Here is a 22651-nt window from a genome sequence, read left to right as displayed (position 1 = left end):
CTGCACTCCTGTAATTGATTAACCGGGCCGCTTTCGAATCGCTTCTTTGGCTTGCATGGCCTGCGCCACAACCAAGAAGGATCCAAAAACGAGAATTCTATCATTTGGCGGTACTGCAGAAGTGACCACAGCATACGCTTGGCTCACACTGTTGTAGCTCTGAACGCTTTTTTCCGGGGGCTGCTTTGCAATTCCGCCTTTTGCGAGCGCCTGTGAATTGCCCACCCAGTCAAACGCCGGCGAATCCACGCCGGCCTGTGCCAATTGCTGCAAAAGTTGCTCGGTGGATCGACCCCGATCCCCTTCCAGAGGAACGAGGTGCCAATGGTCTACACGGTCGTTCAAAGCATTGACCACTGCAACCGCATCTTTGTCAGCCAGCATGCCAAAAATGCAGTGGGTGTAGGGAAAGAACCCCATGTTGTCGAGGCTTTCGCGCAAATGGGCGGCTGCATGCGGGTTGTGCCCCACATCCAGCACCACGGTGGGCTGACCGGGCAACACCTGGAAACGGCCAGGCCATTCCACCAGCAAAAACCCTTGGCGAATCGACTGGGCGGGGACAGGCAAACGATCCCGAACAGACTCAAGCGCGGCTAACGCAGCTGAAGCATTCAAAAGCTGATTGGTGCCCCGCAAAGCCGGATAGGCCAGAGCGGCCCGGCGCATGCTTCGGCCACCGTAGGCCCATTGTTGTTTGTCACCGCTGTAGTTGAAATCACGTGCGAACATCCAGAGGTCAGCACCAATTGCTTCTGCATGATCAATCACGCTTTGTGGCGGCTTGGGGTCGCCTACAATTGCCGGTTTGCCAGGGCGGAAGATGCCCGCCTTCTCGCGACCAATGCTTTCGCGGTCTGGGCCCAGAAAAGCCTGGTGATCCAGGTCCACGCTGGTGCAAATGGCACAATCAGTGTCAAAGGCATTCACCGCATCCAGTCGACCACCCAGGCCTACTTCCAGAATGACTGCGTCCAGACTGGTTTGGGAAAACAGCCAAGCCACGGCCAGCGTGGTGAATTCAAAATACGTCAATGAAGTGGATGTGTCGGTACGCGCTTGCTCAACCCGTTCGAAAGCAGCAATCAAATCGGTTTCAGCTACTTCTTCGCCATTGATTCGTGCCCGTTCAGTAAAGCGGATCAGGTGCGGTGAAGTGTACATTCCCACTTTGTAACCAGCCTGAATCAGAATGCTTTCAAGCATGGCGCAGGTCGACCCCTTGCCATTGGTCCCAGCGACGGTAAAGACCACGCCATTTAGCGCGAAGTTCATCTGCCGCTGCACCACCTTCAATCGATCCAGACCCATGTCAATGGGCTTGCTGTGTATCGACTCAAGATAGGTCAGCCACTCGTTCAGGGTGCCGCTGGCACCGGGTTTTACTGGTTTTTGTTCGGGTACTGCAGGATTCAAGCCAACCTCGGGGTAAATGCTCTGGTTAATTCTTCAGGCAGCCTGGTCAAGCTGCTTTTTCATCAGCAAGGCCAACAGGCTTGCCAGTGTTTTTTTCATTTCACGGCGGTCTACGATGCAATCAAGCGCACCTTTTTCCATCAGGAATTCAGCACGCTGAAAACCTTCCGGCAAAGTTTGACGCACGGTTTGTTCAATCACGCGAGGACCGGCAAAACCGATCAATGCCTTGGGCTCGGCCACCACCACATCACCAAGGAAAGCAAAACTGGCTGACACACCGCCCATGGTTGGGTCGGTCAATACAGAAATGTAAGGCAAGCGGGCCTGGCTCAACTTGGCCAGCATGGCCGAGGTTTTCGCCATTTGCATCAACGAGCCCAGGCCTTCCTGCATGCGCGCTCCGCCCGATGCGGCCACGCTGATGAACGGCACATTGGCATCCAATGCGGCCTGTACACCACGGCAAAAGCGCTCACCCACCACCGAACCCATGGAACCGCCCATGAACTCAAATTCGAAACAGGCAATCACCACCTCAATTCCATTCATGACGCCTTTTTGAACCACCAATGCATCGGTTTCGCCAGTGGCTTCTTTGGCCTCATTCAGGCGGGCGGTGTAGCTTTTGCTGTCTTTGAACTTCAAGGTGTCCATCGGCATCACTTCACGGCCAATTTCCACACGCTCGTCATTGTCAAAGAGCAAATTCAAGCGCTCACGCGAACCAATCCGCATGTGGTACGTGCACGAGGGGCAAACCATGGCGTTGTTGACCAGGTCATTCTGGTACAGCACGGCATCACAGCTCTTGCATTTCGCCCAGATTCCTTCGGGCACGCTTTTCTTGGCAGCATCGCCCGGCGTTTTAGAGGAAATTCGGGGCGGAATAATTTTGTCTAACCAGCTCATACACGTTCCCTTGCTGAGGTTATCTGCGGGTTTTTATTGTTTGGCGCCAAACTGCGCGTCCAGCGCTGCACGAATCGGGGCAATAAACTGGCCAGCCAAAGCAGCGGCGTCCTGTGGATTGCCGGCCTCGAGAACCTGGATCAAGGCGGAACCAATGACCACTGCATCGGCAGATTGAGCCACCCGACAGGCCGACTCGGCATCGCGAATGCCAAAGCCCACGCCCACGGGTACATCGGTGTGTTTGCGTATGGTTGGCAACTTGGAACTGACCTCGGCGGTGTTAAGGTTCTGGGCACCGGTCACGCCTTTTAACGAAACGTAATACACATACCCGCTGGCCACTTTGGCTACTTTCTCGATCCGCTCGTCTGACGAAGTGGGTGCCAAAAGGAAAATCGGGTCCAAACCGGCCGAACGCAGGTAGCCTGAAAATTCGATCGACTCTTCAGGCGGGTAATCCACCACCAACACACCGTCCACACCCGCCTTTTTGGCTTCACTTACATACTTTTCAACACCCATGCGTTCAATCGGGTTGGCATAACCCATCAAGACTATCGGCGTGTGCTGGTTGGTTTGACGAAATTCGGCCACGTAATCCAGGATTTTGCGTGAGCTGATGCCCTTGGCCAAGGCCCGTTCGCTGGAACGCTGAATCACCGGACCATCGGCCATGGGGTCGGAAAACGGTACTCCCAACTCAATCACATCAGAACCCGCATTGGCCAAGGCGTGAAGCATGGCCACGGTTTGGCCTGGCTCGGGGTCTCCACCGGTCACAAACGGGATGAGCCCCTTGCGACCCTCTTCTTTCAATTTTTCAAATACTGCTTTGATTCTTGACATGGCTTTCTTGGAATTTATTTTTTATTGCAGGCCATTTCTGCGCCTGTTTTGCAATCGGGGTGGCAATAGAATTCCGCACCACTCTGGCGTGCGACCGTGTGCATGTCCTTGTCGCCGCGGCCAGAAAGGTTGACCAGAATTACTTTGTCTTTCGGCAGGGTTTTGGCCAGCTTGGCAGCATGGGCCAAGGCGTGGCTGCTTTCCAGCGCAGGAATAATGCCTTCGATTCGGCAGCACTGGTGAAACGCTTCCAATGCCTCTGCATCGGTGACACCTACGTATTGCGCGCGGCCAGAATCTTTCAACCATGCATGCTCGGGCCCCACACCTGGATAATCCAGGCCTGCGGAAACCGAATGGGTTTCAATGATCTGACCATCGTCGCTTTGCAGCAGGTAAGTACGGTTACCGTGCAGTACGCCGGGTGTGCCAGCACTCAATGAGGCTGCATGTTTGCCGGTTTCAATGCCCTCGCCTGCCGCTTCTACACCCACCAGTTGCACGCCATCCACGTTCAAATAGGGGTGGAAGATGCCCATAGCATTGGATCCACCGCCCACGCAGGCCAGAACGTAATCGGGCTGCTTGCCCACCATCAGCGGCATTTGCTGAATGCATTCACGGCCAATCACGCTTTGGAAGTCGCGAACCAGCATGGGGTAAGGGTGCGGCCCAGCCACAGTACCAATGATGTAAAACGTATCTTCCACGTTGGTGACCCAGTCGCGCATGGCTTCATTCAATGCGTCTTTCAGGGTCTTTGAACCTGAAGAAACCGGAATAACCTCGGCGCCCAGCAACTTCATGCGAAACACGTTTTGCGCCTGGCGCGCCACGTCTTCCTGGCCCATGTACACCACGCACTTCATGCCATAACGGGCAGCCACTGTTGCTGTGGCCACTCCGTGCTGGCCGGCGCCTGTTTCGGCGATTACGCGGAGCTTGCCCATGCGCTTGGCCAGCATGGCTTGACCAATGCAGTTGTTCACCTTGTGCGCACCGGTGTGGTTCAGGTCTTCCCGCTTGAAATAAATCTGCGCACCACCCACCAGGTCAGACCAACGCTTGGCGTGGTAAACCGGACTTGGACGACCTACAAAATGCTTGAGCTCACTTTCAAACTCGGCCAGAAATTCAGGGTCATTCTGGTAGTGGGCGTAGACGCTTTTCAGCTCTTCCAACGCATGAACCAGTGTCTCGGACACGAAAGTGCCGCCGTAAGGGCCGAAATGGCCAGTGGCGTCTGGAAATTCATAGGGTTTGTTCATGATGCTGCTCTTTCTGGGTTCACTTACAACAGCCCTGCATCGGCTTTTTGAACCGCCATGCAGAACTTTTCGATTTTTTCGATACATTTCACGCCGCGCGCGGATTCAATTCCGCTGGACACGTCGACCCCGTAAGGTTGTAGCCCTGCAATGGCTTGCGCCACATTGCATTCATCCAACCCCCCGGATAATACCAAAGCCTGCTTCAATTCACCTGCCTTGGGTAGCAAAGACCAGTCAAAAGTATGGCCTGTACCACCATACGCCTCGCTCCATGAATCGACAAGTATTGCTTGCGCAGAATAAAACTTCACACTTTCAGCAATCAAATCAACCCCGGGTTTCATTCGCACGGCTTTCATGAAAGGTCTCTGGAAACTTTCGCAAAATTCAGGTGACTCGTCGCCATGGAATTGGAGCAACACATTCGGAATTTCTGCAATCACCGACTGCACCAATTCCAGCTGTGGGTTCACAAACAAGGCCACCGGGGTTTGCCAGGCACCCAGACAACGTGCCAATTGCCCTGCCCTGACCACATCCACATTGCGGGGCGATGGCGGGTAAAACACAAAACCGATTGCATCGGCACCGGCGCGGGTTGCAGCTCGCACGGTGTCTTCAGTTTGAAAGCCACAGAGCTTGATTCGGGTTCTCATGAAAACAGGTCCTGTATGCCGTACTGCTCGGGGTATTCAATTTTCCACAGGCTCAAGCCCTGTGCCGGGTAAGTTTTTGCAGCCAGGCTGCGGTTTTTCGACTCTAGCACCTGTTTCAACCAGTTTACAGGCTGCCGGCCTAAACCCACTTCCATCAAGCTGCCCATCAGATTTCTGACCATGTGGTGTAAAAAAGCGTTGCCCTGAATTTCAAAATAACAGTGGTCGGTTTCTTCAAAAAGGTTCATGGCGTGCAAGGTTCTTACGGGGCTTGCAGCCTGGCACTGAGAAGCGCGAAAGGCACTGAAATCGTGGGTACCCAGCAAACAGGCGCTTGCACTGCGCATGGCTTGAAGATCAAGCGGGTAATGAACCCAGGTCATGAACCGCTTGAAAGGGTCACGCACGGGTGAACTGTAGAAATAGTAGCGGTAGGTTCGGGAAACAGCACTGAAACGGGCATGAAACTCGGGGTCAAGCAACTTGGCCCCTTTGACCGAAATTGTAGGCGGCAAGCCGTTGTTCACGCCCTTGACCCAGGCCGTCAGGGGCCGTTCAACAGCAGAATCGAAATGCACCACCTGCTGGCGGGCATGGACACCCGTGTCGGTTCTTCCGGCACACACGATCGATACAGTGTCGTGCGCAATGGCCTCAATGGCCTTGCTCAGCCGGTCTTGCACGGTTCGACCATGCGGCTGAGTCTGCCAGCCCTCAAAATCATGGCCGTCATAGCTCAGACCCAATACAACCCGGTTCATTTAATTCAAGGTAGCCAAAAGCGCCTTGGCCTTGCGAACCTGGTCTGCATCGCCTTTTTTGACAATTTCATTCAACAGTTCTTTGGCCCCGTCCGCATCACCAATTTCCACATACGCACCTGCCAGGTCCAGCTTGGTGGCAACTTCCTGCCAAGTGGCGTCATCCACTTTGGGGCCCGGTACATCCAGATCCAGGTCAACAGTTTCCGGTCCTGTCTCAGGTGTGGGCTCCTGCTCGGGCGCATTATCGCCCGCCTCGGGGTTGCAGGCCTCCTGAACCATTTCATCAAAAGCGGCCGAGGCATCAAACTCCTCGGGAGTTTGTTCGGGTACAGGCTGCTTCCTTATCTCGTCCAGTTCTTCCTGAGCCGCTAAAGCGCCTTTCTCCAGCGAATCCAGATCGTCGAGAATTGAACTGCCATCCGCCTTCACCGGATCATCCTCAGGAAACTCCAGATTGACTTCGCTGTTCAGGGAATCCTTGTGGCCCATGGACTCATCGGATGCTTCGACAAGCTCGGGAATGTCATTCTCCGGGGTCGCCGGTGGGAAATCCATTTGGGGCTCAACGCGCGTTGGAGGCGGCATGGATTGCGTCAATTCTTCTGGTTCGACGGGCTTCAGTCGATCGTTCAAAACCTCGTCCAGGTCGAAATCCGAGTTTTCAGACTTGTTCAATGTGCTGTTTTTATCCGTATCAATGGCTGAACCGGCAGCAGCAACGACCTCATCAAACTCATGCACTTCACTGAAAGACGATTCATCAGACAAATCCGAATCATCCTCTTGCCCATTAGATTTATTCCGGCGAGCTCGAATCAGCAGCAACGCGACAATCAAAGCCACCAAAGCACCTGCACCACCCAGAATCCAGGGCATCCAGTCGAAGGGAGCATCTTCAGGTACGGGTTCAACGGCTGCAGGCTCGCTGGATTCAGCCGCAGGAGTTTCCGTAGCAGTCGTCTCGGGTGAATCGTCGGTCAAAGTCTCGGAGGGCACTTCCACACCCGGTGCGTCAGCAGCAGCATCGTTTTCTGCACCACTGGTTTCTGCTGCAGGAGGTGCCACTGGCTCGCCTGTCGGTGTCTCACCAAGATCTTTTTGCATGTCCAGCAACCGTTGCAGGTCACTGACATTTTTCTCAAGCAGGGCAATTCGCTCGTTGGCTTCTGCCAAGGCCTTGTTTTTGGCCAGCAATTCTTCTGCGTTCAAATCCGCTTTGCCCGCGCTGGTTGAAGCACTTGGCGCAATCTGCAAGCGGTCTTCACGTGCAGATGTATTGGGTTCCAATTTTTGCTTTGGCGCAATGCTGCCTTGTGTACTGGTAGTGGAAGCTGCTGCAGTCTGATTTTCTACTGTCAACAAGCCGATTTGTCGGGCGTAGGCAGAGTACACATTGCGGTCATCGTTGTTGGCTAGAACGAGCAATGCCTCGTTGGCCGATTTGGCACGCAGTGCGGTGCGATTCGGCACCTGGATCTGCGCACCCTCGCGGATCAGGTGCACGCTGCCATTGATGAAAGAATCCTTGTTGGCTTCATAAATTGCAGCCATGGCTTGGTTCAGGCTTACACCATCGCCAGCCAGGTTCAAAGCCAGCTCGGACAAGGTGTCGCCACGCTTGACCTGCAAGGTACCTGTCTTTGAGTCAACTGGAGCGTCTTGGCTAACCGTGGGGGCCGGTGATGCTTTGGAGACAGGCTCGGCAGCAGGAGGCACCACAGCGGCGGCAGGTGGCGTCATTGGTGGCCGGATTTCCGGCAGCGCTGTCGATGCAGGCTTTTCCTCAGGCGCCGGGCCCAGTGGAATGGTCAGCGTGTATTCACGGGCCACTCGACCGCCAGCCCAGGTCAACTCGACCAAGGTATCAATAAAACCAGCTGGCAAAGGCTTGTCAGCGGTAATCTTCACCAGGGCTGTGCCCGCCTGCTTTCCATCCTGAATGGCAAACTTCAGATTCTTCAGGTTGGGGTCCATGGTCAGGCGAGCTGCCTTGAAGGCCTCTGCGGAGGCCAGTTTGGCCTGAAGCGAGGCGCGCTCTTCTGGTGTTACCAAATCAATCTGGATTTGCGCCAGAAAAGGCTCGCCAGCGCCAGAAAGCACTTCCAGCTTCCCCAATTGAGCCGCCTGCGCGAAGGTACTTGCCAACAATCCTGATGCGAAAACAAAGGGAAGTATTGTCTGTTTGATATGCTTCACCCGTTTACTCCATGAATGTTCAAGCCACCTTCGGCAGCGGTTGGGTCAATGATGATGCGACTTAGCGTTCGATCAAAATGCGCAGCATTCTGCGCAAAGGTTCTGCTGCTCCCCACAACAACTGGTCACCCACGGTGAAGGCGCTCAGGTAATCGCCACCCATGGCCATCTTGCGCAGGCGGCCTACAGGAACGTGCATGCGCCCAGTCACTGCAGCGGGGGTCAAGTCACGCATGGATGCATCTCGCTCGTTGGGGATCACTTTAACCCAATCATTGGCTGTGGCAAGCATGTCATTGATCTCGTTCAATGGAATGTCTTGCTTCAGCTTGATGGTCAAGGCTTGGGAATGGCATCGCATTGCGCCGACACGGACGCAAAGGCCATCCACGGGCACACAACCTGGCGTTCCCATGGCAGGCTTGCCAAGAATCTTGTTGGTTTCCGCCCCGCCCTTCCACTCTTCCTTGGACTGGCCGTTGCCCAGGTCTTTGTCGATCCAGGGAATCAGGCTGCCACCCAGTGGTACGCCGAAATTGGCAGTTGGATAGCTGTCGGAATTGATGTGCTGGGCCACCTTGCGGTCGATTTCCAGAATGGCTGAAGCCGGGTCAGCCAACAGGTCACTGACTGCGCCATGAATGCTGCCCATTTGTGAAATCAGTTCACGCATGTTTTGAGCACCAGCACCCGACGCCGCCTGGTAAGTCATGGATGTAATCCATTCCACGTGGTTGTTCTGGAACAGACCACCCAAAGCCATCAACATCAGCGATACAGTGCAATTGCCGCCCACGTAATTCTTGATGCCTTTGCTCAAGCCGTCCTTGATGACGTTCATGTTCACCGGATCAAGAATGATGATGGCGTCGTCCTGCATGCGCAGGCTGGATGCTGCATCAATCCAGTAGCCATTCCAGCCCGCCTCACGCAGCTTCGGGAACACTGCGCTGGTGTAATCGCCACCCTGGCAGGTCAGCACCACATCCATCTTTTTCAGTGCGTCAATGTTGTTGGCGTCTTCCAAGGGTGCGACATTGCCTGCAAACGCAGGGGCTTTGCCGCCTGCATTGGAAGTCGAAAAGAAAATCGGCTCGAAGTGCGCGAAATCATTCTCTTCCTGCATGCGCTGCATGAGCACAGAGCCCACCATGCCACGCCATCCAACCAAACCGACTTTCAACATAATCAATACTCCAGTACTTTTAAATTCTTGAGGTAATCAGCACATTCAGGACTGCTTGGCCAAGGCTGCGACGATTGCGTCACCCATGCCTGCCGTGCCTGTGCGTACCTTGCCATCGCGCCAGATATCGCCAGTGCGTGGGCCAGTGGCCAGCACGCTTTTCACTGCGTTTTCAATGCGAACCGCGTAATCTTCAAGCCCAAATGTATAACGCAACATCATGGCCGCGGACAACACGGTGGCCATGGGGTTGGCCAGGTCTTTTCCGGCGATGTCAGGTGCCGAGCCATGAATTGGCTCATAAAGTCCAAAATTGGACTCATTCAGCGAGGCTGAAGGCAACATGCCGATTGAACCGGTCAACATGGATGCTTCGTCTGACAAAATATCACCGAACAGGTTGCCCGTCACAATGACATCGAACTGCTTGGGGTTTTTCAACAACTGCATGGCGCAATTGTCCACATACATGTGGCTCAGTTCCACATCTGTGTATTCCTTGCCCACTTCGGTCACGATGTCGCGCCAAAACTGGGTGGTTTCCAGCACGTTGGCCTTGTCCACTGAGCACAGTTTGCCGCCACGCTTTTGAGCAGCCTGAAAAGCCACGTGCGCAATGCGGCGGATTTCTGTTTCTGCATAGCGCATGGTATCGAATGCTTCACGTTCGCCCTTGAACGGGCCATCTTCAGCAATGCGATTGCCACGCGGCGTGCCAAAGTAAATATCGCCAGTCAATTCCCGAACAATCAGAATGTCCAGGCCAGCCACCACTTCCGGGCGCAAGGTGGATGCATCGGCCAATTCTTCGTACACCATGGCTGGGCGGAAGTTGGCAAACAGGTTAAGTGCCTTGCGAATGCCAAGAATGGCCTGCTCGGGACGCAAGTGCCTTGGAAGTGTGTCCAGTGAAAAATCACCAACCGCCCCGAAAAGCACCGCATCGGATGCCTTGGCCAATGCCACGGTTTCTTCAGGCAGTGGAATTCCCTTTTCACGGTAAGCCACACCACCGATCAAGGCGTGCTCAAATTCAATATTCAAACCATCGGATTTCAATGCTTCAAGTACTTTGACAGCCTGTGCAGTAATTTCCGGGCCAATGCCGTCGCCAGGCATCACGGCAATTTTTAAAGTCATTTTTGTTCTCAGATGGACAGTGTTAAATGGTGTTAGCCAACCAGGGCTGCTGGGCAAGGCGATTCTTCTCGAACGCGATGATTTCATCGCGGTGCTGAAGTGTCAGGCCGATGTCGTCGAAACCATTCATCAGGCAGTGCTTGCGAAAGGCATCCACCTCGAAACCATAGCTTTGGCCAGCAATGCTGACAGTCTGATTTTCGAGGCTGACCGTAATTTCAATACCGGGCTTGGCCTCAATTGCAGCAAACACCTCTTTCAACTCTTCTTCTTTTAAAACAATGGGCAAGAAGCCATTCTTGAAGCAATTGTTGAAGAAAATATCAGCAAAACTACTTGAAATAACAGCCTTGAATCCATATTGCTGCAACGCCCAAGGCGCGTGCTCGCGGGACGAACCACAGCCGAAGTTTGGACCGGCAACCAGCACCGTTCCGCCTTGAAAGGCAGGCTTGTTCAACTCAAAATCAGGATTCAACGGACGAATGGTACAGTCCATTCCCGGCTCACCTTCATCCAGATAGCGCCAGCCATCGAACAGGTGCTCGCCAAAACCAGTGCGCTTGATGCTTTTCAGGAACTGCTTTGGAATAATGGCGTCGGTGTCCACATTGGCGCGGTTTAACGCAACGGCAATGCCGGTGTGGGTTACAAATTTGTCCATAATCGGTCCGTATTTAAATCGGTACTACCCATGTTCATATGGAGCAGCAAGGCGAACGCCTTGGCTGCCCGCATCGAGTATCTACAACAAATTACTTCTTGTTCTGGTCTGCAGTGCGCTCAATAGCCTGACCGCCTGATTGAATGTCTTTGCCCACACCCTCAATGGTGTTGCAGGCGGACAGGGAAAGCGCGGAGAAAGCCAACAAAAATACAGAAACAAACTTCATGTCAAACACCCCTATTTAGAAATTTCTTGAATCGATGAAATGGCCTGCAATTGCTGCCGCAGCCGCCATGGCTGGGCTGACAAGGTGCGTGCGGCCACCCGCACCCTGGCGTCCTTCAAAATTCCTGTTGCTCGTGGATGCGCAACGCTCGCCACTGCCCAAGCGATCTGCGTTCATGGCCAGGCACATTGAGCAGCCTGGTTCACGCCACTCGAAACCTGCGTCCAGAAAAACCTGGTCCAGGCCTTCCTGTTCTGCTTGCGCCTTCACCAAGCCCGAACCTGGCACAACCATGGCCAACTTGACGGAACTTGCTTTCTTTTTGCCCTTCACCACCGCAGCGGCATCTCGAAGGTCTTCAATTCGGGAATTGGTACAGGAACCAATAAACACGGTGTCCACAGTGATGTCTTCGATCTTCTGCAATGGCTTCAAGCCCATGTATTGCAAAGCGCGTTCATAGCCTTGGCGTTTGACAGGGTCGGTTTCCTTGGCAGGGTCGGGCACGACACCATGCACATCAGTCACCATTTCTGGCGAAGTACCCCAGCTGACCTGTGGCTGAATGTCTTCGGCTTTCAGCTCGACCACGCAATCGAAATGCGCACCTTCGTCAGAATGCAGGCTGGCCCAGTACTTGACCGCAGCGTCCCATGCGTCGCCTTTCGGACTGAACGGGCGCCCCTTGACGTATTCAATGGTTTTCTCGTCCACAGCCACCATGCCGGAACGGGCGCCGCCCTCGATGGCCATGTTGCACATGGTCATGCGGCCTTCAACCGACAAACTGCGGATGGCAGAGCCTGCAAATTCAATGGCGTAACCTGTACCACCGGCTGTACCGATCTTGCCGATGATGGCCAGAATGACGTCTTTCGCAGACACGCCCTTGCCCAATGTGCCTTCCACACGAACCAGCATGTTCTTGGCTTTTTTCATCAACAGGCACTGCGTGGCCATGACGTGCTCCACTTCGGAGGTGCCAATGCCAAAGGCCAGTGCGCCAATGGCGCCGTGGGTACTGGTGTGCGAATCGCCGCAGACCACTGTCATGCCGGGCAAGGTTGCGCCCTGCTCCGGGCCGATCACATGCACGATGCCCTGGCGCAGGTCTTTGATGTCAAAGTACGTCAAACCATGCGCTTTGGCATTCTTGTCCAGGGTTTCAACTTGAAGCCGTGACGTGGCGTCGGCGATGCCCTTGGAGCGATCAGTGGTGGGTACGTTGTGGTCAACCACTGCCAGGTTGGCACTGTTGCGCCACAGGCTTCGGCCTGCAAGCTCCAGCCCCTCAAAAGCCTGGGGGCTGGTGACTTCGTGCAACAAATGACGATCAATGTAAATCAGGGAGGTGCCGTCCTGTTCGGTGCGCACCACATGACTTTCCCAAAGTTTGTCGTATAAAGTTTTTGCCATTTTCAAGGACCTGCTTGAGCTTCGTTTAGCCCCTGATTATGCCATAGCCAGCATCAGGCTTGCAGCACAGCCGGCAAGGCTGTACTGCAAATCATCGGTTTTCAGCGCTTGCGGGCCTGCTCGTACAAAGGCTGTACACGGGCTGAATAATCAGCAAGGTCGCGCATGCGGTTTTCTGGCGAGGGGTGTGTTGAAAGCAGCTCGGGTGGTGAACCACCACCGGCTTTGCTCATTTTTTGCCAGACGCTGATGGCTGCGCGCGGGTCATACCCTGCGCGTGCGGCCAGTTCAACGCCAATCCGGTCCGATTCCACCTCGTGGGAACGGCCATAAGGCAAGGAGATGGCCACGTTGGCGGCCATACCAGCCAGGTCCGATGCGCCGCGAGACAATCCCAAACCGACTGAAATCAGGTCAAGGCCCAATGAAGTAGCCAACTGCTGGGAAATGCGTTCCCTGCTGTGTTCACGCAGGGCGTGGGCAATTTCATGGCCCATGATTGCAGCAATTTCGTCGTCGGTCAGCGCAAGCTTTTCAATCAAAGCCGAGTAAAAGGCGATTTTGCCACCCGCCATGCACCAAGCGTTGATCTGATCAGACTCAATCACGTTCACTTCCCACTTCCAACTGGGTGCATCCTGCCTGAACGCCGCGGTTTGTGGAATCAGTCGATTGGCAATTGCCCGCACCCTCGCCACTTGCTTGGCGTCCCGGTTCAACTTGCCCTCTTTCTGGGCCTTGGCAATCACATCCGAGTAACCCTTGGCCGCAGCAGCATCCACTTCAGCAGACGACACCAGGACAAATTGGGAACGGTCTACGCCCACAGCGCCACCAGATGTGGTTTGAGTGGTTAAACACGCAGCCAGCACAGTGGTTGAACACAACACCGTCAAAGTCAGAGTAGCGCGTCGCTTCAAAGCGGAAAACAACATGGTTTCTTCACCTGTAATTGTGAGTAAAGCGAATCGAGTAAAAACGGGTGCCTGTCAGGAGAAGTTGACACCCAACAATAGTTTATCGCGACAAAAGCGCGCTGTAAGGGCGTTTGCTTACAATTGTAAAGCGCCAGCCCAAAACCAGTGCTACCACACCACTCAGCGAGGCCATCGCAAAAGCGCTCGCAGGCCCACTCCATTCCCATGCAAACCTGCCCAGAAAGGTTCCGGCAGAACCACCGAGCCCGTATGCGATGGTGGCGTACATGGCCTGCCCACGAACCACAAGGTTTGCAGGCAAATTTTCCCTCAGCCAGGAAATGGTGGCGGTGTGATGCGCTGCAAAAGTAAGCGCATGTAAAGCCTGCGCAAACACCATGACCCAACCCAGTTGAGGATACGCTGCGGTTAAGGCGAAACGAATTGCACAGGTGCCAAAACTGATACACAACCAGGCATTCAGGGACAGGCGACTAAAAAACCGGGATTGAAATGCAAAAAACACCACTTCGCACATGACGCCGAAGGCCCACAACCCGCCAATACTGAGTTCGGAATAATCAAATTCCAGCAAATAAAGGGAGAAAAATGCGTAAAACACGCCATGGGCGAAAATCATGAAGAAGGCGGCCAGCCAAAACAGGGGCATCGGACCGGGCAACAACAAGCGCTTGAATCCACTGCCCGCCTTGGCAGCATTGGTCACAGAGGCAGAACGGGGCGCATCGGGAGAAAACTTCAAGGCCGCAACGAACCCGAGCAACAACATGGCGCACGCCCACATCGGGTAAGAAGAGAAGCCGAACCGATCTGCCACTGCGCCAAACACAAGCACCGCCAATACAAAGCCGAGGGAGCCATACAGACGCACTTGCCCATATTGGCCGGTGCAACCGGCACAACGCTCCATGGCGTAGGAATCGGACATCGGCACCAGGCCGGAAATACTCAGATTCAACATCAGCACCAGGAACAAAAGGTGCGATGGCGTTTGCTGATTCCAGAAAGCCAGCGCCGCAAATACAAAGCCGGAGAAAATGCCCACACGTATCCAGCGCACCCGGTTGCCGGTGTGGTCAGCAAGCCATCCCCACGCAAATGGGCCGACTATCCGCATCAACTGCATCATGCCCAAGGCCAAGGCAATCACATCCAGGCTGTGACCGATTGATTTGAGGTAAGGACCCAAGAAAGGCGAATACAAGCCAACGAATGCGAAATACGCGGCGTAAAAAAGCGCTAGCCAACCCAGTTGCAAATGACCGCCCGCTTTGGTGTGAATGGCTTAGTAATTGGAAAAACCAGCCGGAATTTGAGGCGTGTCCACGGCCACGTCACCACACTGGGCGCGGTGTACCAACATGTGATCCATGATGACCAGCGCCAGCATGGCTTCGGCAATCGGTGTGGCCCGAATGCCCACGCAGGGGTCGTGGCGACCATAGGTTTCCACCTCAATCGGATTGCCAGCCTTGTCGATGGACTTTCTCGGCAGGCGAATGCTGGAGGTGGGCTTGATCGCCATGCGCACCTCGATGTCTTGCCCCGTGGAAATACCACCCAGAATACCGCCAGCGTGGTTGGAGCCAAAGCCATCAGGAGTCATTTCATCACCGTGCTCGGAACCCTTCTGGGCTATACAGCCAAAACCTGCGCCAATTTCAACGCCTTTGACTGCGTTGATACTCATCATGGCGTGGGCAATGTCAGCATCCAGTTTGTCATACAGCGGTGACCCCAGACCGACCGGAACACCGGTGGCCTGAACACGCAAACCGGCACCACAGGAGTCGCCCGACTTTCGGAGCGCGTCCATGTAGGCTTCAAGCTCAGCCACGCTGCCATTGTTGGGCGCGAAAAACGGATTGGTGTGTACATCGTCCCAAGAAGAAAACGGAATGTCCACCTCACCGATTTGTGTCATGCACCCACGAATCTGGATGCCCAGTTTGCTGGCCAGCCATTTCTTGGCAATTGCGCCAGCAGCTACCATGGGCGCTGTCATGCGGGCAGATGAACGACCACCTCCGCGGTAATCGCGAATGCCGTATTTGTGCCAGTACGTGTAATCGGCATGCCCAGGACGAAATGTGTCCATGATGTTGCCGTAATCTTTGCTGCGCTGATCCTGGTTGCGAATCAACAAGCCGATCGGCGCGCCTGTGGTGATGCCTTCGAATACGCCGGAAAGAATTTCAACCTCATCGGCTTCCTGACGCTGCGTGACATGACGCGAGGTCCCGGGTTTACGCCGGTCCAGGTCAGCCTGCAAATCAGCCGCGGTCAGCGGCAGGCCGGGAGGGCAACCATCTACCACGCAGCCGATGGCAGGGCCATGGCTTTCACCAAAATTACTGACTACGAAAAGGCGACCCAGGCTGCTTCCGGACATGCGTATTCACTCGTTGTGCAAAACGTTATTTTATCGGAATATCCAGCACCTGAGCGGCAGGGGCGTGGTGCCCACGCAATTGCTACTGAATGAATGTGCCTTCGAGCTCATTCAACAGCTGATTGCCCAAGGTGTGACCGCTCAAAAATGCATCCTCTACCCGAGCGCCGGTGAGCCAATCTCCACAGGCCCCCAGCAAATTCGCCTCGTCAAAATAACAAGGCAAGCCCAAAGGGTTAGACGGCAGAGAATACAGCCAGCGGTGTGCGGTCACCGACAGTGGTTCTTCAACCAGTTGCCCGGTGACATTACAAAATACATCCAGAAGCATTTTGCCTGCTTCCTCGGCAGTGTAATCCTGGTGCAAACGGGACCAATCCGCGGTGGCCTGCAACATCCAGCGGTCACCCATGGCACGGCCAGGCTTGGAGGAGTCACGACAAATCCAGCCCAGCGGACTGTCCACCACGAATGCACCGTCGAATTCCACTTTGATCGCTTCACGCGGAGTCAACATCACCGACCAGGTCACATTGGATTTCACGTCCGCGGCCATGTTTGCAAGGGAGGGATTGATGTCAGCAAACAAAGGCACAACCTGCTCGGCAGGCACAGCGCACACCACCGCATCAAAACCGGACTCGACACGTACGGTGCCGTCTGCCATGTGCAATGTCAACTGGTAAAACTGATTTTGTCGAACTATCCCGGCCACCCTGCTCTGCAGGCGAAGGTCGAGCCCATGCGCCATAAACCGGGCCAGACTGGCCATGCCGGGCGTACCCACCCAACGCGTGGTGGTACTGGAATGCGGGGAAGATACACCATAAGCCAGATCGACCACATGGCCCGTCCAAGGTGCCACTGCACCAGCCTCCTGTGCGGCCTGTACCAAGCGAACAAAGGCCGGCGATGAGGCCTGAAAGTACTGTGTGCCATGATCAAAGCCAAGTGGTGGATCAATCTCCCGATTCAGCCAGCGTGTTGGCATTCTGCCGCCTGGGCCACGGCTTTTCTCAAAAAGAATCACCTCATGGCCATGTTGAACCAATTCGCGCGCGCAAGCCAAACCCGACATGCCCGCGCCAATAATTGCAACTCGCTTTCTCACTGTGCTACCACCTGTACTGCTTGAATAAAGACTGATTGGATTGTGATTTAGTTACTGCTTTCTTCCATGGGCCAGTCACGGATATAGCCTTTGAGCATCTTGTTCTCGAAACCCTGCTCCTCCAGCACCGCCTTGGCCACGTCATGGAAAGAAATCACGCCACACAGGGTGTTGCCATCCATGACAGGCAGGTAACGCTGGTGGTTTTCCAGCATCAACTTGCGCAGATTGTCTACTTCCATGTCCAGTGTTGCCACGGTGGGGGAAGGATTCATCACTTCCTGCACGACAATTTCTGCAACCGGCGGTGTCGGTCCTGTTCTGTGCTCTTTCTGGCGCTTGGCCAACACTCGAATGACCTCCCGGAAAGTCACGATGCCAACCAACTCGCCTTTGTCCATCACGACAAGAGAACCCACGTCGTGATCGGCCATCGTAACCACGCAATCAGAGAGATGTGTTTCGGGAGTAACCGTGAAAAGGGTATTGCCTTTGACTCGCAGGACTTCTTTGACTTGCATCACAAACCTCCTAAAATTATTCTTGTGGTGTTTTTCTTCATCCTACCCGAACTGACACAGCTTTCAAATCAAAAATGTACGGGAAATGCAGGCCTGACGCGGCAAGGGATGTAAACTGAAGTCACAAAAAACAAACAAACGGAGACTTGGGCATGCCAAAAACAGGAAACAGATTTCAAACTTTCGCCGATTTTTACCCTTTTTACCTGGCGGAACACAACAACCTGATCTGCCGCAGACTGCATTTCGTGGGCTCAACGATCGCCCTGATCTGCCTGTTCAAACTGGTCACCACGGGTCAACCGATCTGGTTCCTGTACGGCTTGTTGGTGGGGTATGCTTTTGCCTGGGTGGGCCACTTCTTTTTTGAGAAGAACCGCCCAGCCACCTTCAAGTATCCGCTTTACAGCTTCATGGGTGACTGGGTGATGTACAAGGACATCTGGACCCGCAAAATTCCGTTCTGATTGTCGTCTTAGTCTTTCTTGTCAAACGGATTCACGTTGCTTCGGAATTCAACCCGAAGTGGCGTGCCATCCAGCTTGAAACGCTCGCGAATACGGGTTTCCAGGTAACGCTTGTAATTGTCCGGAATAGCATCCAATGCTGTACCGTGCACGATCACGATGGGCGGGTTTTGTCCACCCTGGTGGGCATAACGCAGCTTTGGGCGGAAAATACCCTTGCGTGGCGGCTGTTGGTGCTCGACGCATTCCTGTATCAAACGCGTCAACTTTGGGGTGGACAGTTTTGCAAAGGCTGCAGCGTGCGCCTCATCCACTGATTTCATCATGGCGGCAATACCAAATGGCTTGGTAGCCGACACGTAATGGAACTTGGCGTAGTTCAGGAAAGTCAGCTTACGCCCTACTTCCGCTTTGATACGCTCCTTTCGGTAGTCATCCAGGCTGTCCCACTTGTTGACAGCCAAGACCAGTGAACGACCCGCTTCCACGATAAATCCGGCAATCGAAGCGTCCTGATCAGAAATGTCCTGCTGGGCATCCAGCATCAAGACCACCACATTGGCGTCTTCGATGGCCTGCAGGGTCTTGATCACGGAAAACTTCTCGACCGATTCAAACACCTTTCCACGCTTGCGCAGACCGGCCGTGTCGATCAGGGTATAAGGCCTGTCATTGCGCTCGAAATCGATATAAATGCTGTCACGCGTGGTACCAGGCATGTCGAATGCAATCACGCGCTCTTCACCCAGCAGAGTATTCACCATGGTGGACTTGCCCACATTGGGGCGGCCTGCAATGGCCACCTTGATGCGGCGACCACCCTCTTCGTCTTCGGGCAGCACCGGCAGCTTTTCGCAGGCCATGTCCATCAATTGGCGCACGCCGTCGCCATGGCTGGCGGAAATCGTTTCCGGCTCGCCCAGACCCAACTCAAAAAAGTCGGCCGCAGCCATGGAGTGGGTGTATCCCTCGGTCTTGTTCACAACCAGAATGACATCCCGCTTGGCCTTGCGCAGCTCGGCAGCAATCACATGGTCGTGTGGCGTAACACCCTGGCGGCCATCCACGATAAACAGAACGAGGTCTGATTCAAGAATGGCCTGCCGGCTTTGTTTAGCCATTTCGGCGTAAATGCCTTCCTTGGCCACAGGCTCGAGACCACCTGTGTCAACCACCAGGTATTCACGGGGGCCCATTCGACCCAAACCATAATGGCGGTCGCGGGTCAAACCCGGCTGGTTGGCCACCAAGGCGTCTCTTGTCCGGGTCAAGCGATTGAACAATGTGGACTTGCCGACGTTTGGGCGCCCAACCAGGGCAATAACAGGTTTCATGATTTGACTACTTTACTTGACAGAAATCAGGGCCACGTTGCCGCCGCGCGATTGCACAAGCAAGGCATCGCTTTCGACAGGCACGGCCTGACTGGTTAAAGAGGTTGAACCCACTTTCGTGCGTGCAATGGTTTTGCCTGTATCCCGGTCAATGAAATGAACATAACCTTCGTAATCACCTACGGCTACAGCCCGACCAATCACAGTAGGAGATGTGGGTTGACGGCGCTGGAATGTTTCAACACGCCATACTTGCTTGCCACCACTGCGGGAAAATGCGAACAGGTCGCCCAACTCGTTGGGGGCAATCACGTAACGGTCATCCACTGATGAACCACTGGGTGCGGAAAAGTCTGCGCTCCAGATGGGGCGTGCAGTCACAGCATCCAGACAACCCACTTTGCCCTGAAAGGATGCAGCGCACACTTCACGGAAGTTGTATACAGGGGTGCCAGTGACATCGGCGATTCGCTCAATTTCCGTGGTGCCTGTTGGTGAGGCAAGGTTGCCTTCCCACACCACCGCGCCGTTGTTCATGTCAAGCGCTACCAGGCGACCTCCGGGGAAGCCGGCATACACCCGTGCATTGTTTACATCCACCGGCGTGTTGACTCGCAGAGTCAGCGGAGGCAACTGGCGAGAATATTTCCAACGCTGCCCGCCATTGGATGTAGCGTAGGCCAGCACTGAAAAATCAATGGTGCGTACGAAAATTGTGCCGGCTGCGCCCACTGGTACGCTGCTGACATCAGAACCCACACCCGCTTGCCACTTTTGCTTGCCATCAAGGTCAAAGGCCAGCAAGTTATTGGCGTCATCAACCACAGCGACCGTGTCGGCAGTGACTGCCACACCTGCCTTCAACTGTTTGGCCGCCTTCACTTTCCATTTGACTTTGCCGCTGGCCTTTTCGATGGCCATCAACTGGCCTTCTTCGGAAGCCGCATACACTGTGGAATCCATGACAACTGGAGAAAAATTGCCTGACTTGGAGTCACCCACATCGACTGACCAGGTGTTTGCCACTTTCAATTGCGCCGTGAATGGCTGCAGTGCCGCAGGTTTTACAGCATTGCCACCGAACGGGTTCAAGCTGCTCATTGTCGAACTGATCGTAGAACATCCGCCCAGCAGGGACAGAATTGCCAAAGCTGAAGTGAATTTAAAGGCTTGCTTCATGGACTTACTCTCCGGTTTTTGGCAACGCACTGATTTTTCGCTCGATGACCTGTTTCCATGGGCTGTCGGCCTGAATTGTGCTCAAAGCGAGTTCGTATTCTTTTCTGGCTGTAGCCACGTCTTTCTGCACCAAGGCCAAGTCGCCCAGACGGTCGTGAAACAAGCCCTCAAAGCCCGTTGGCACCTTGCTCAAGGTTTCCTTGGCGGCATCAAACTCAGACTGCTCGATCAGGATTGCAGACAACATGAGGCGCGCCGTAGCCGAATACTCGTCCAGCTTGGCTTCATCAACTGCCCACTGCAGGGCTGATTTCGCTTCGTTCAGCTGCCCTTTGTCAAAATAAGCCTTGGCAGCCAGCAATGCGCCACGCTGTGCGTAAGGCGAACCTGCGTGATCTTCTGTCAAGGTGTTCTGAATTTGGCCCATCAACTCGAGGTCACCCTGCTTGATCGCGGCATCCAGGCGCTCATAAACCACCACTGATTCATTCGCCTGACGCGCTTGCCACCATTTCCATCCGTTGTTCAATGCAAAAGCACCAAACACGAGAATCAGCACCGTCAGAATAAAGTTGCCGTACCTGGACCAAAATGACTTCAAATTGTCCAGTTGTTCCTGTTCTTCAAGGCTGTAACGACTCAAGACTCCTCTCCTTCTCCGTATAGCAGGCCGAAAATTGCTTCAGCCAACCCTTCTTGTTTGAATTCTTCCTGCTTGCTTTCACCACGCAGTACCTTGACCGCTGCAGTGCCTGCATTCAATTCGTTTTCACCCAGAATGACCGCCACCGCGGCACCACTGCCATCAGCGCGTTTCATCTGGCTTTTAAAACCGCCACCACCGGCGTGCAATACGACCGCAAAACCGGCGTCGCGCAGCTCTTCGGCCAGCGTAAAGGCCCGGCGAGAAGTACCCTCTCCCTGATGCACCACGTATACATCGAGATCTGCCGTGTCGTCAGGCTGATTGACTTCGAGGTACAACTCAAGCAAACGTTCCAGGCCAATTGCAAAACCGATTGCTGGCGTGGGTTTGCCCCCCAGCACTTCGATTAACCCGTCATATCGCCCGCCACCGCAGATCGTGCCCTGTGTCCCCAAGGCATCCGTGATCCATTCGAACACAGTGAGGTTGTAATAATCGAGACCACGTACCAGACGCGGGTTTTCAATGTAACGCACACCCGCATCGTCCAGAAGGCGTTTCACACCCTGGTAGTGCGCTATGGATTCTGCCCCAAGAAACTCGGACAAACGTGGCGCGCCATTGACCATGTCTTGCATGGTCGGGTTTTTGGTGTCCAAAATACGCAACGGATTGCTGTGCAGGCGCCGCTTGGCATCCTCATCCAGCAATTCCGCATGCGCCTCAAAATAGGTAATCAAAGCCTGCCGATGGGCCAAACGTTCAGGGGCTTCGCCCAAACAGTTGATTTCCAGACGAACATCTTCAAGACCCATTTCACGCCACAGGCGTGACAGCATGACGATCAGCTCGGCGTCAATATCGGGCCCTGCAAAGCCAAGCGCTTCCACATCCAGTTGATGAAACTGCCTGTAACGGCCTCGCTGCGGGCGTTCATGACGAAACACTGGCCCCATGGAATACACGCGCTGCGGCGCGGCGTAGGTCAGGTTGTGCTGAATGGTAGCGCGGGCAATACCGGCCGTGAATTCAGGGCGCAGGGTCAGTTCGTCGCCGTTCAAACGGTCCACAAAGCTGAACATTTCCTTTTCAACAATGTCCGTAACCTCACCGATTCCCCTGCGAAACAGGGAGGTGGGCTCCAGCACGGGGGTTTTGATCAGGCGATAGCCATAGGAAGTTAGCCACTCGCGCAGCATGACCTCCAGGTTCTCCCAATGAATGCCCTCGACGGGCAGTACATCGTTCATTCCCTTGACGGATTGAAGTCGGGTTTGCTTTTTGGCTTTGGATTGTTCCGGCGACTCAGGATGACTCATTGACGCATTTAACTTTATTTCTCAACCCAGTATTGTCGCCTATTC

At 54.4% G+C, this 22651-nt stretch carries 22 protein-coding genes; 1 reads left to right on the top strand and 21 read right to left on the bottom strand.

The features are described 5' to 3' along the window. Positions 1–18 precede the first annotated feature (18 nt). The 17 genes from folC to RGQ30_RS07310 all read right to left on the bottom strand — a co-directional run bounded on the left by folC (position 19) and on the right by RGQ30_RS07310 (position 17661). Positions 19–1416: a bifunctional tetrahydrofolate synthase/dihydrofolate synthase gene (folC, locus tag RGQ30_RS07390; RefSeq protein ID WP_130556530.1), complete on the bottom strand. Its 1398-nt coding sequence runs from the start codon at positions 1414–1416 to the stop codon at positions 19–21. Positions 1417–1449: 33 nt separating this feature from the next. Beyond that, on the bottom strand, positions 1450–2328 hold the full coding sequence (gene accD, locus RGQ30_RS07385; protein WP_130556531.1) for an acetyl-CoA carboxylase, carboxyltransferase subunit beta: 879 nt from the start codon (positions 2326–2328) through the stop codon (positions 1450–1452). 33 nt (positions 2329–2361) lie between these two features. Then, positions 2362–3177, bottom strand: a complete 816-nt coding sequence (trpA, locus tag RGQ30_RS07380) for a tryptophan synthase subunit alpha (protein WP_130556532.1) — start codon at positions 3175–3177, stop codon at positions 2362–2364. 14 nt (positions 3178–3191) lie between these two features. Beyond that, on the bottom strand, positions 3192–4445 hold the full coding sequence (gene trpB / locus RGQ30_RS07375) for a tryptophan synthase subunit beta (RefSeq protein WP_130556533.1): 1254 nt from the start codon (positions 4443–4445) through the stop codon (positions 3192–3194). Positions 4446–4468: 23 nt separating this feature from the next. After that, entirely contained in the window at positions 4469–5104 is a 636-nt protein-coding gene (locus tag RGQ30_RS07370; protein ID WP_130556534.1) for a phosphoribosylanthranilate isomerase, read from the bottom strand. After that, positions 5101–5865, bottom strand: a complete 765-nt coding sequence (truA, locus tag RGQ30_RS07365; RefSeq protein WP_130556535.1) for a tRNA pseudouridine(38-40) synthase TruA — start codon at positions 5863–5865, stop codon at positions 5101–5103. Before truA ends, RGQ30_RS07370 begins: the two co-directional genes overlap by 4 nt. Then, entirely contained in the window at positions 5866–8013 is a 2148-nt protein-coding gene (locus RGQ30_RS07360; RefSeq protein WP_130556536.1) for a FimV/HubP family polar landmark protein, read from the bottom strand. 112 nt (positions 8014–8125) lie between these two features. Then, positions 8126–9247, bottom strand: coding sequence for an aspartate-semialdehyde dehydrogenase (gene asd, locus RGQ30_RS07355; protein WP_130556987.1), 1122 nt, complete (start codon positions 9245–9247; stop codon positions 8126–8128). A gap of 48 nt (positions 9248–9295) precedes the next feature. After that, the gene (gene leuB / locus RGQ30_RS07350) at positions 9296–10390 is read right to left on the bottom strand and encodes a 3-isopropylmalate dehydrogenase (RefSeq protein ID WP_130556537.1); all 1095 of its coding nucleotides are present in this window, start codon (positions 10388–10390) and stop codon (positions 9296–9298) included. Between the two features lie 22 nt (positions 10391–10412). Then, positions 10413–11054, bottom strand: coding sequence for a 3-isopropylmalate dehydratase small subunit (gene leuD, locus RGQ30_RS07345; RefSeq protein ID WP_130556538.1), 642 nt, complete (start codon positions 11052–11054; stop codon positions 10413–10415). 91 nt (positions 11055–11145) lie between these two features. Continuing rightward, positions 11146–11283, bottom strand: a complete 138-nt coding sequence (locus tag RGQ30_RS07340) for an entericidin A/B family lipoprotein (RefSeq protein ID WP_130556539.1) — start codon at positions 11281–11283, stop codon at positions 11146–11148. Positions 11284–11298: 15 nt separating this feature from the next. After that, a complete protein-coding gene (leuC, locus tag RGQ30_RS07335) occupies positions 11299–12699 on the bottom strand; it encodes a 3-isopropylmalate dehydratase large subunit (RefSeq protein WP_130556540.1) in 1401 nt (466 codons plus the stop codon). 101 nt (positions 12700–12800) lie between these two features. Then, complete coding sequence (locus RGQ30_RS07330; RefSeq protein WP_130556541.1) at positions 12801–13634, bottom strand: M48 family metallopeptidase; 834 nt, start codon at positions 13632–13634, stop codon at positions 12801–12803. Between the two features lie 82 nt (positions 13635–13716). After that, positions 13717–14895: an MFS transporter gene (locus RGQ30_RS07325; protein ID WP_338284859.1), complete on the bottom strand. Its 1179-nt coding sequence runs from the start codon at positions 14893–14895 to the stop codon at positions 13717–13719. 27 nt (positions 14896–14922) lie between these two features. Continuing rightward, the gene (gene aroC, locus RGQ30_RS07320) at positions 14923–16029 is read right to left on the bottom strand and encodes a chorismate synthase (RefSeq protein ID WP_130556543.1); all 1107 of its coding nucleotides are present in this window, start codon (positions 16027–16029) and stop codon (positions 14923–14925) included. Positions 16030–16111: 82 nt separating this feature from the next. Next, entirely contained in the window at positions 16112–17140 is a 1029-nt protein-coding gene (locus RGQ30_RS07315) for an FAD-dependent oxidoreductase (protein WP_130556544.1), read from the bottom strand. A 47-nt stretch (positions 17141–17187) separates the two neighbouring features. Continuing rightward, entirely contained in the window at positions 17188–17661 is a 474-nt protein-coding gene (locus RGQ30_RS07310) for a CBS domain-containing protein (protein WP_130556545.1), read from the bottom strand. 152 nt (positions 17662–17813) lie between these two features. Here RGQ30_RS07310 and RGQ30_RS07305 point away from each other — a divergent pair, with 152 nt between their 5' ends. Continuing rightward, complete coding sequence (locus RGQ30_RS07305; protein ID WP_130556546.1) at positions 17814–18128, top strand: Mpo1-like protein; 315 nt, start codon at positions 17814–17816, stop codon at positions 18126–18128. Between the two features lie 8 nt (positions 18129–18136). Here the strand turns inward: RGQ30_RS07305 and der are convergent, their stop codons facing one another. The 4 genes from der to hisS are packed head-to-tail and all read right to left on the bottom strand — an operon-like array spanning position 18137 to position 22606. Beyond that, on the bottom strand, positions 18137–19462 hold the full coding sequence (gene der, locus RGQ30_RS07300) for a ribosome biogenesis GTPase Der (protein WP_130556547.1): 1326 nt from the start codon (positions 19460–19462) through the stop codon (positions 18137–18139). A 12-nt stretch (positions 19463–19474) separates the two neighbouring features. Continuing rightward, complete coding sequence (gene bamB, locus RGQ30_RS07295) at positions 19475–20641, bottom strand: outer membrane protein assembly factor BamB (RefSeq protein WP_130556548.1); 1167 nt, start codon at positions 20639–20641, stop codon at positions 19475–19477. A gap of 4 nt (positions 20642–20645) precedes the next feature. Continuing rightward, positions 20646–21284: a YfgM family protein gene (locus RGQ30_RS07290; RefSeq protein WP_338284858.1), complete on the bottom strand. Its 639-nt coding sequence runs from the start codon at positions 21282–21284 to the stop codon at positions 20646–20648. Further along, positions 21281–22606: a histidine--tRNA ligase gene (gene hisS / locus RGQ30_RS07285; RefSeq protein WP_130556550.1), complete on the bottom strand. Its 1326-nt coding sequence runs from the start codon at positions 22604–22606 to the stop codon at positions 21281–21283. The genes RGQ30_RS07290 and hisS overlap by 4 nt, the downstream gene beginning before the upstream one ends. Positions 22607–22651: the final 45 nt, after the last annotated feature.

The sequence above is a fragment of the Limnobacter thiooxidans genome (genome assembly GCF_036323495.1).
Classification (GTDB): domain Bacteria; phylum Pseudomonadota; class Gammaproteobacteria; order Burkholderiales; family Burkholderiaceae_B; genus Limnobacter; species Limnobacter thiooxidans.
This window is presented reverse-complemented; position numbering and strand designations above follow the sequence as displayed.

Coding starts and splice junctions, on each gene's coding strand:
- truA (WP_130556535.1), bottom strand. CDS start 5,865: ATGAACCGGGTTGTATTGGGTCTGAGCTATGACGGCCATGATTTTGAG.
- RGQ30_RS07340 (WP_130556539.1), bottom strand. CDS start 11,283: ATGAAGTTTGTTTCTGTATTTTTGTTGGCTTTCTCCGCGCTTTCCCTG.
- leuC (WP_130556540.1), bottom strand. CDS start 12,699: ATGGCAAAAACTTTATACGACAAACTTTGGGAAAGTCATGTGGTGCGC.
- der (WP_130556547.1), bottom strand. CDS start 19,462: ATGAAACCTGTTATTGCCCTGGTTGGGCGCCCAAACGTCGGCAAGTCC.
- leuD (WP_130556538.1), bottom strand. CDS start 11,054: ATGGACAAATTTGTAACCCACACCGGCATTGCCGTTGCGTTAAACCGC.
- trpB (WP_130556533.1), bottom strand. CDS start 4,445: ATGAACAAACCCTATGAATTTCCAGACGCCACTGGCCATTTCGGCCCT.
- trpA (WP_130556532.1), bottom strand. CDS start 3,177: ATGTCAAGAATCAAAGCAGTATTTGAAAAATTGAAAGAAGAGGGTCGC.
- RGQ30_RS07310 (WP_130556545.1), bottom strand. CDS start 17,661: ATGCAAGTCAAAGAAGTCCTGCGAGTCAAAGGCAATACCCTTTTCACG.
- bamB (WP_130556548.1), bottom strand. CDS start 20,641: ATGAAGCAAGCCTTTAAATTCACTTCAGCTTTGGCAATTCTGTCCCTG.
- leuB (WP_130556537.1), bottom strand. CDS start 10,390: ATGACTTTAAAAATTGCCGTGATGCCTGGCGACGGCATTGGCCCGGAA.
- accD (WP_130556531.1), bottom strand. CDS start 2,328: ATGAGCTGGTTAGACAAAATTATTCCGCCCCGAATTTCCTCTAAAACG.
- aroC (WP_130556543.1), bottom strand. CDS start 16,029: ATGTCCGGAAGCAGCCTGGGTCGCCTTTTCGTAGTCAGTAATTTTGGT.
- RGQ30_RS07370 (WP_130556534.1), bottom strand. CDS start 5,104: ATGAGAACCCGAATCAAGCTCTGTGGCTTTCAAACTGAAGACACCGTG.
- RGQ30_RS07330 (WP_130556541.1), bottom strand. CDS start 13,634: ATGTTGTTTTCCGCTTTGAAGCGACGCGCTACTCTGACTTTGACGGTG.
- RGQ30_RS07305 (WP_130556546.1), top strand. CDS start 17,814: ATGCCAAAAACAGGAAACAGATTTCAAACTTTCGCCGATTTTTACCCT.
- hisS (WP_130556550.1), bottom strand. CDS start 22,606: ATGAGTCATCCTGAGTCGCCGGAACAATCCAAAGCCAAAAAGCAAACC.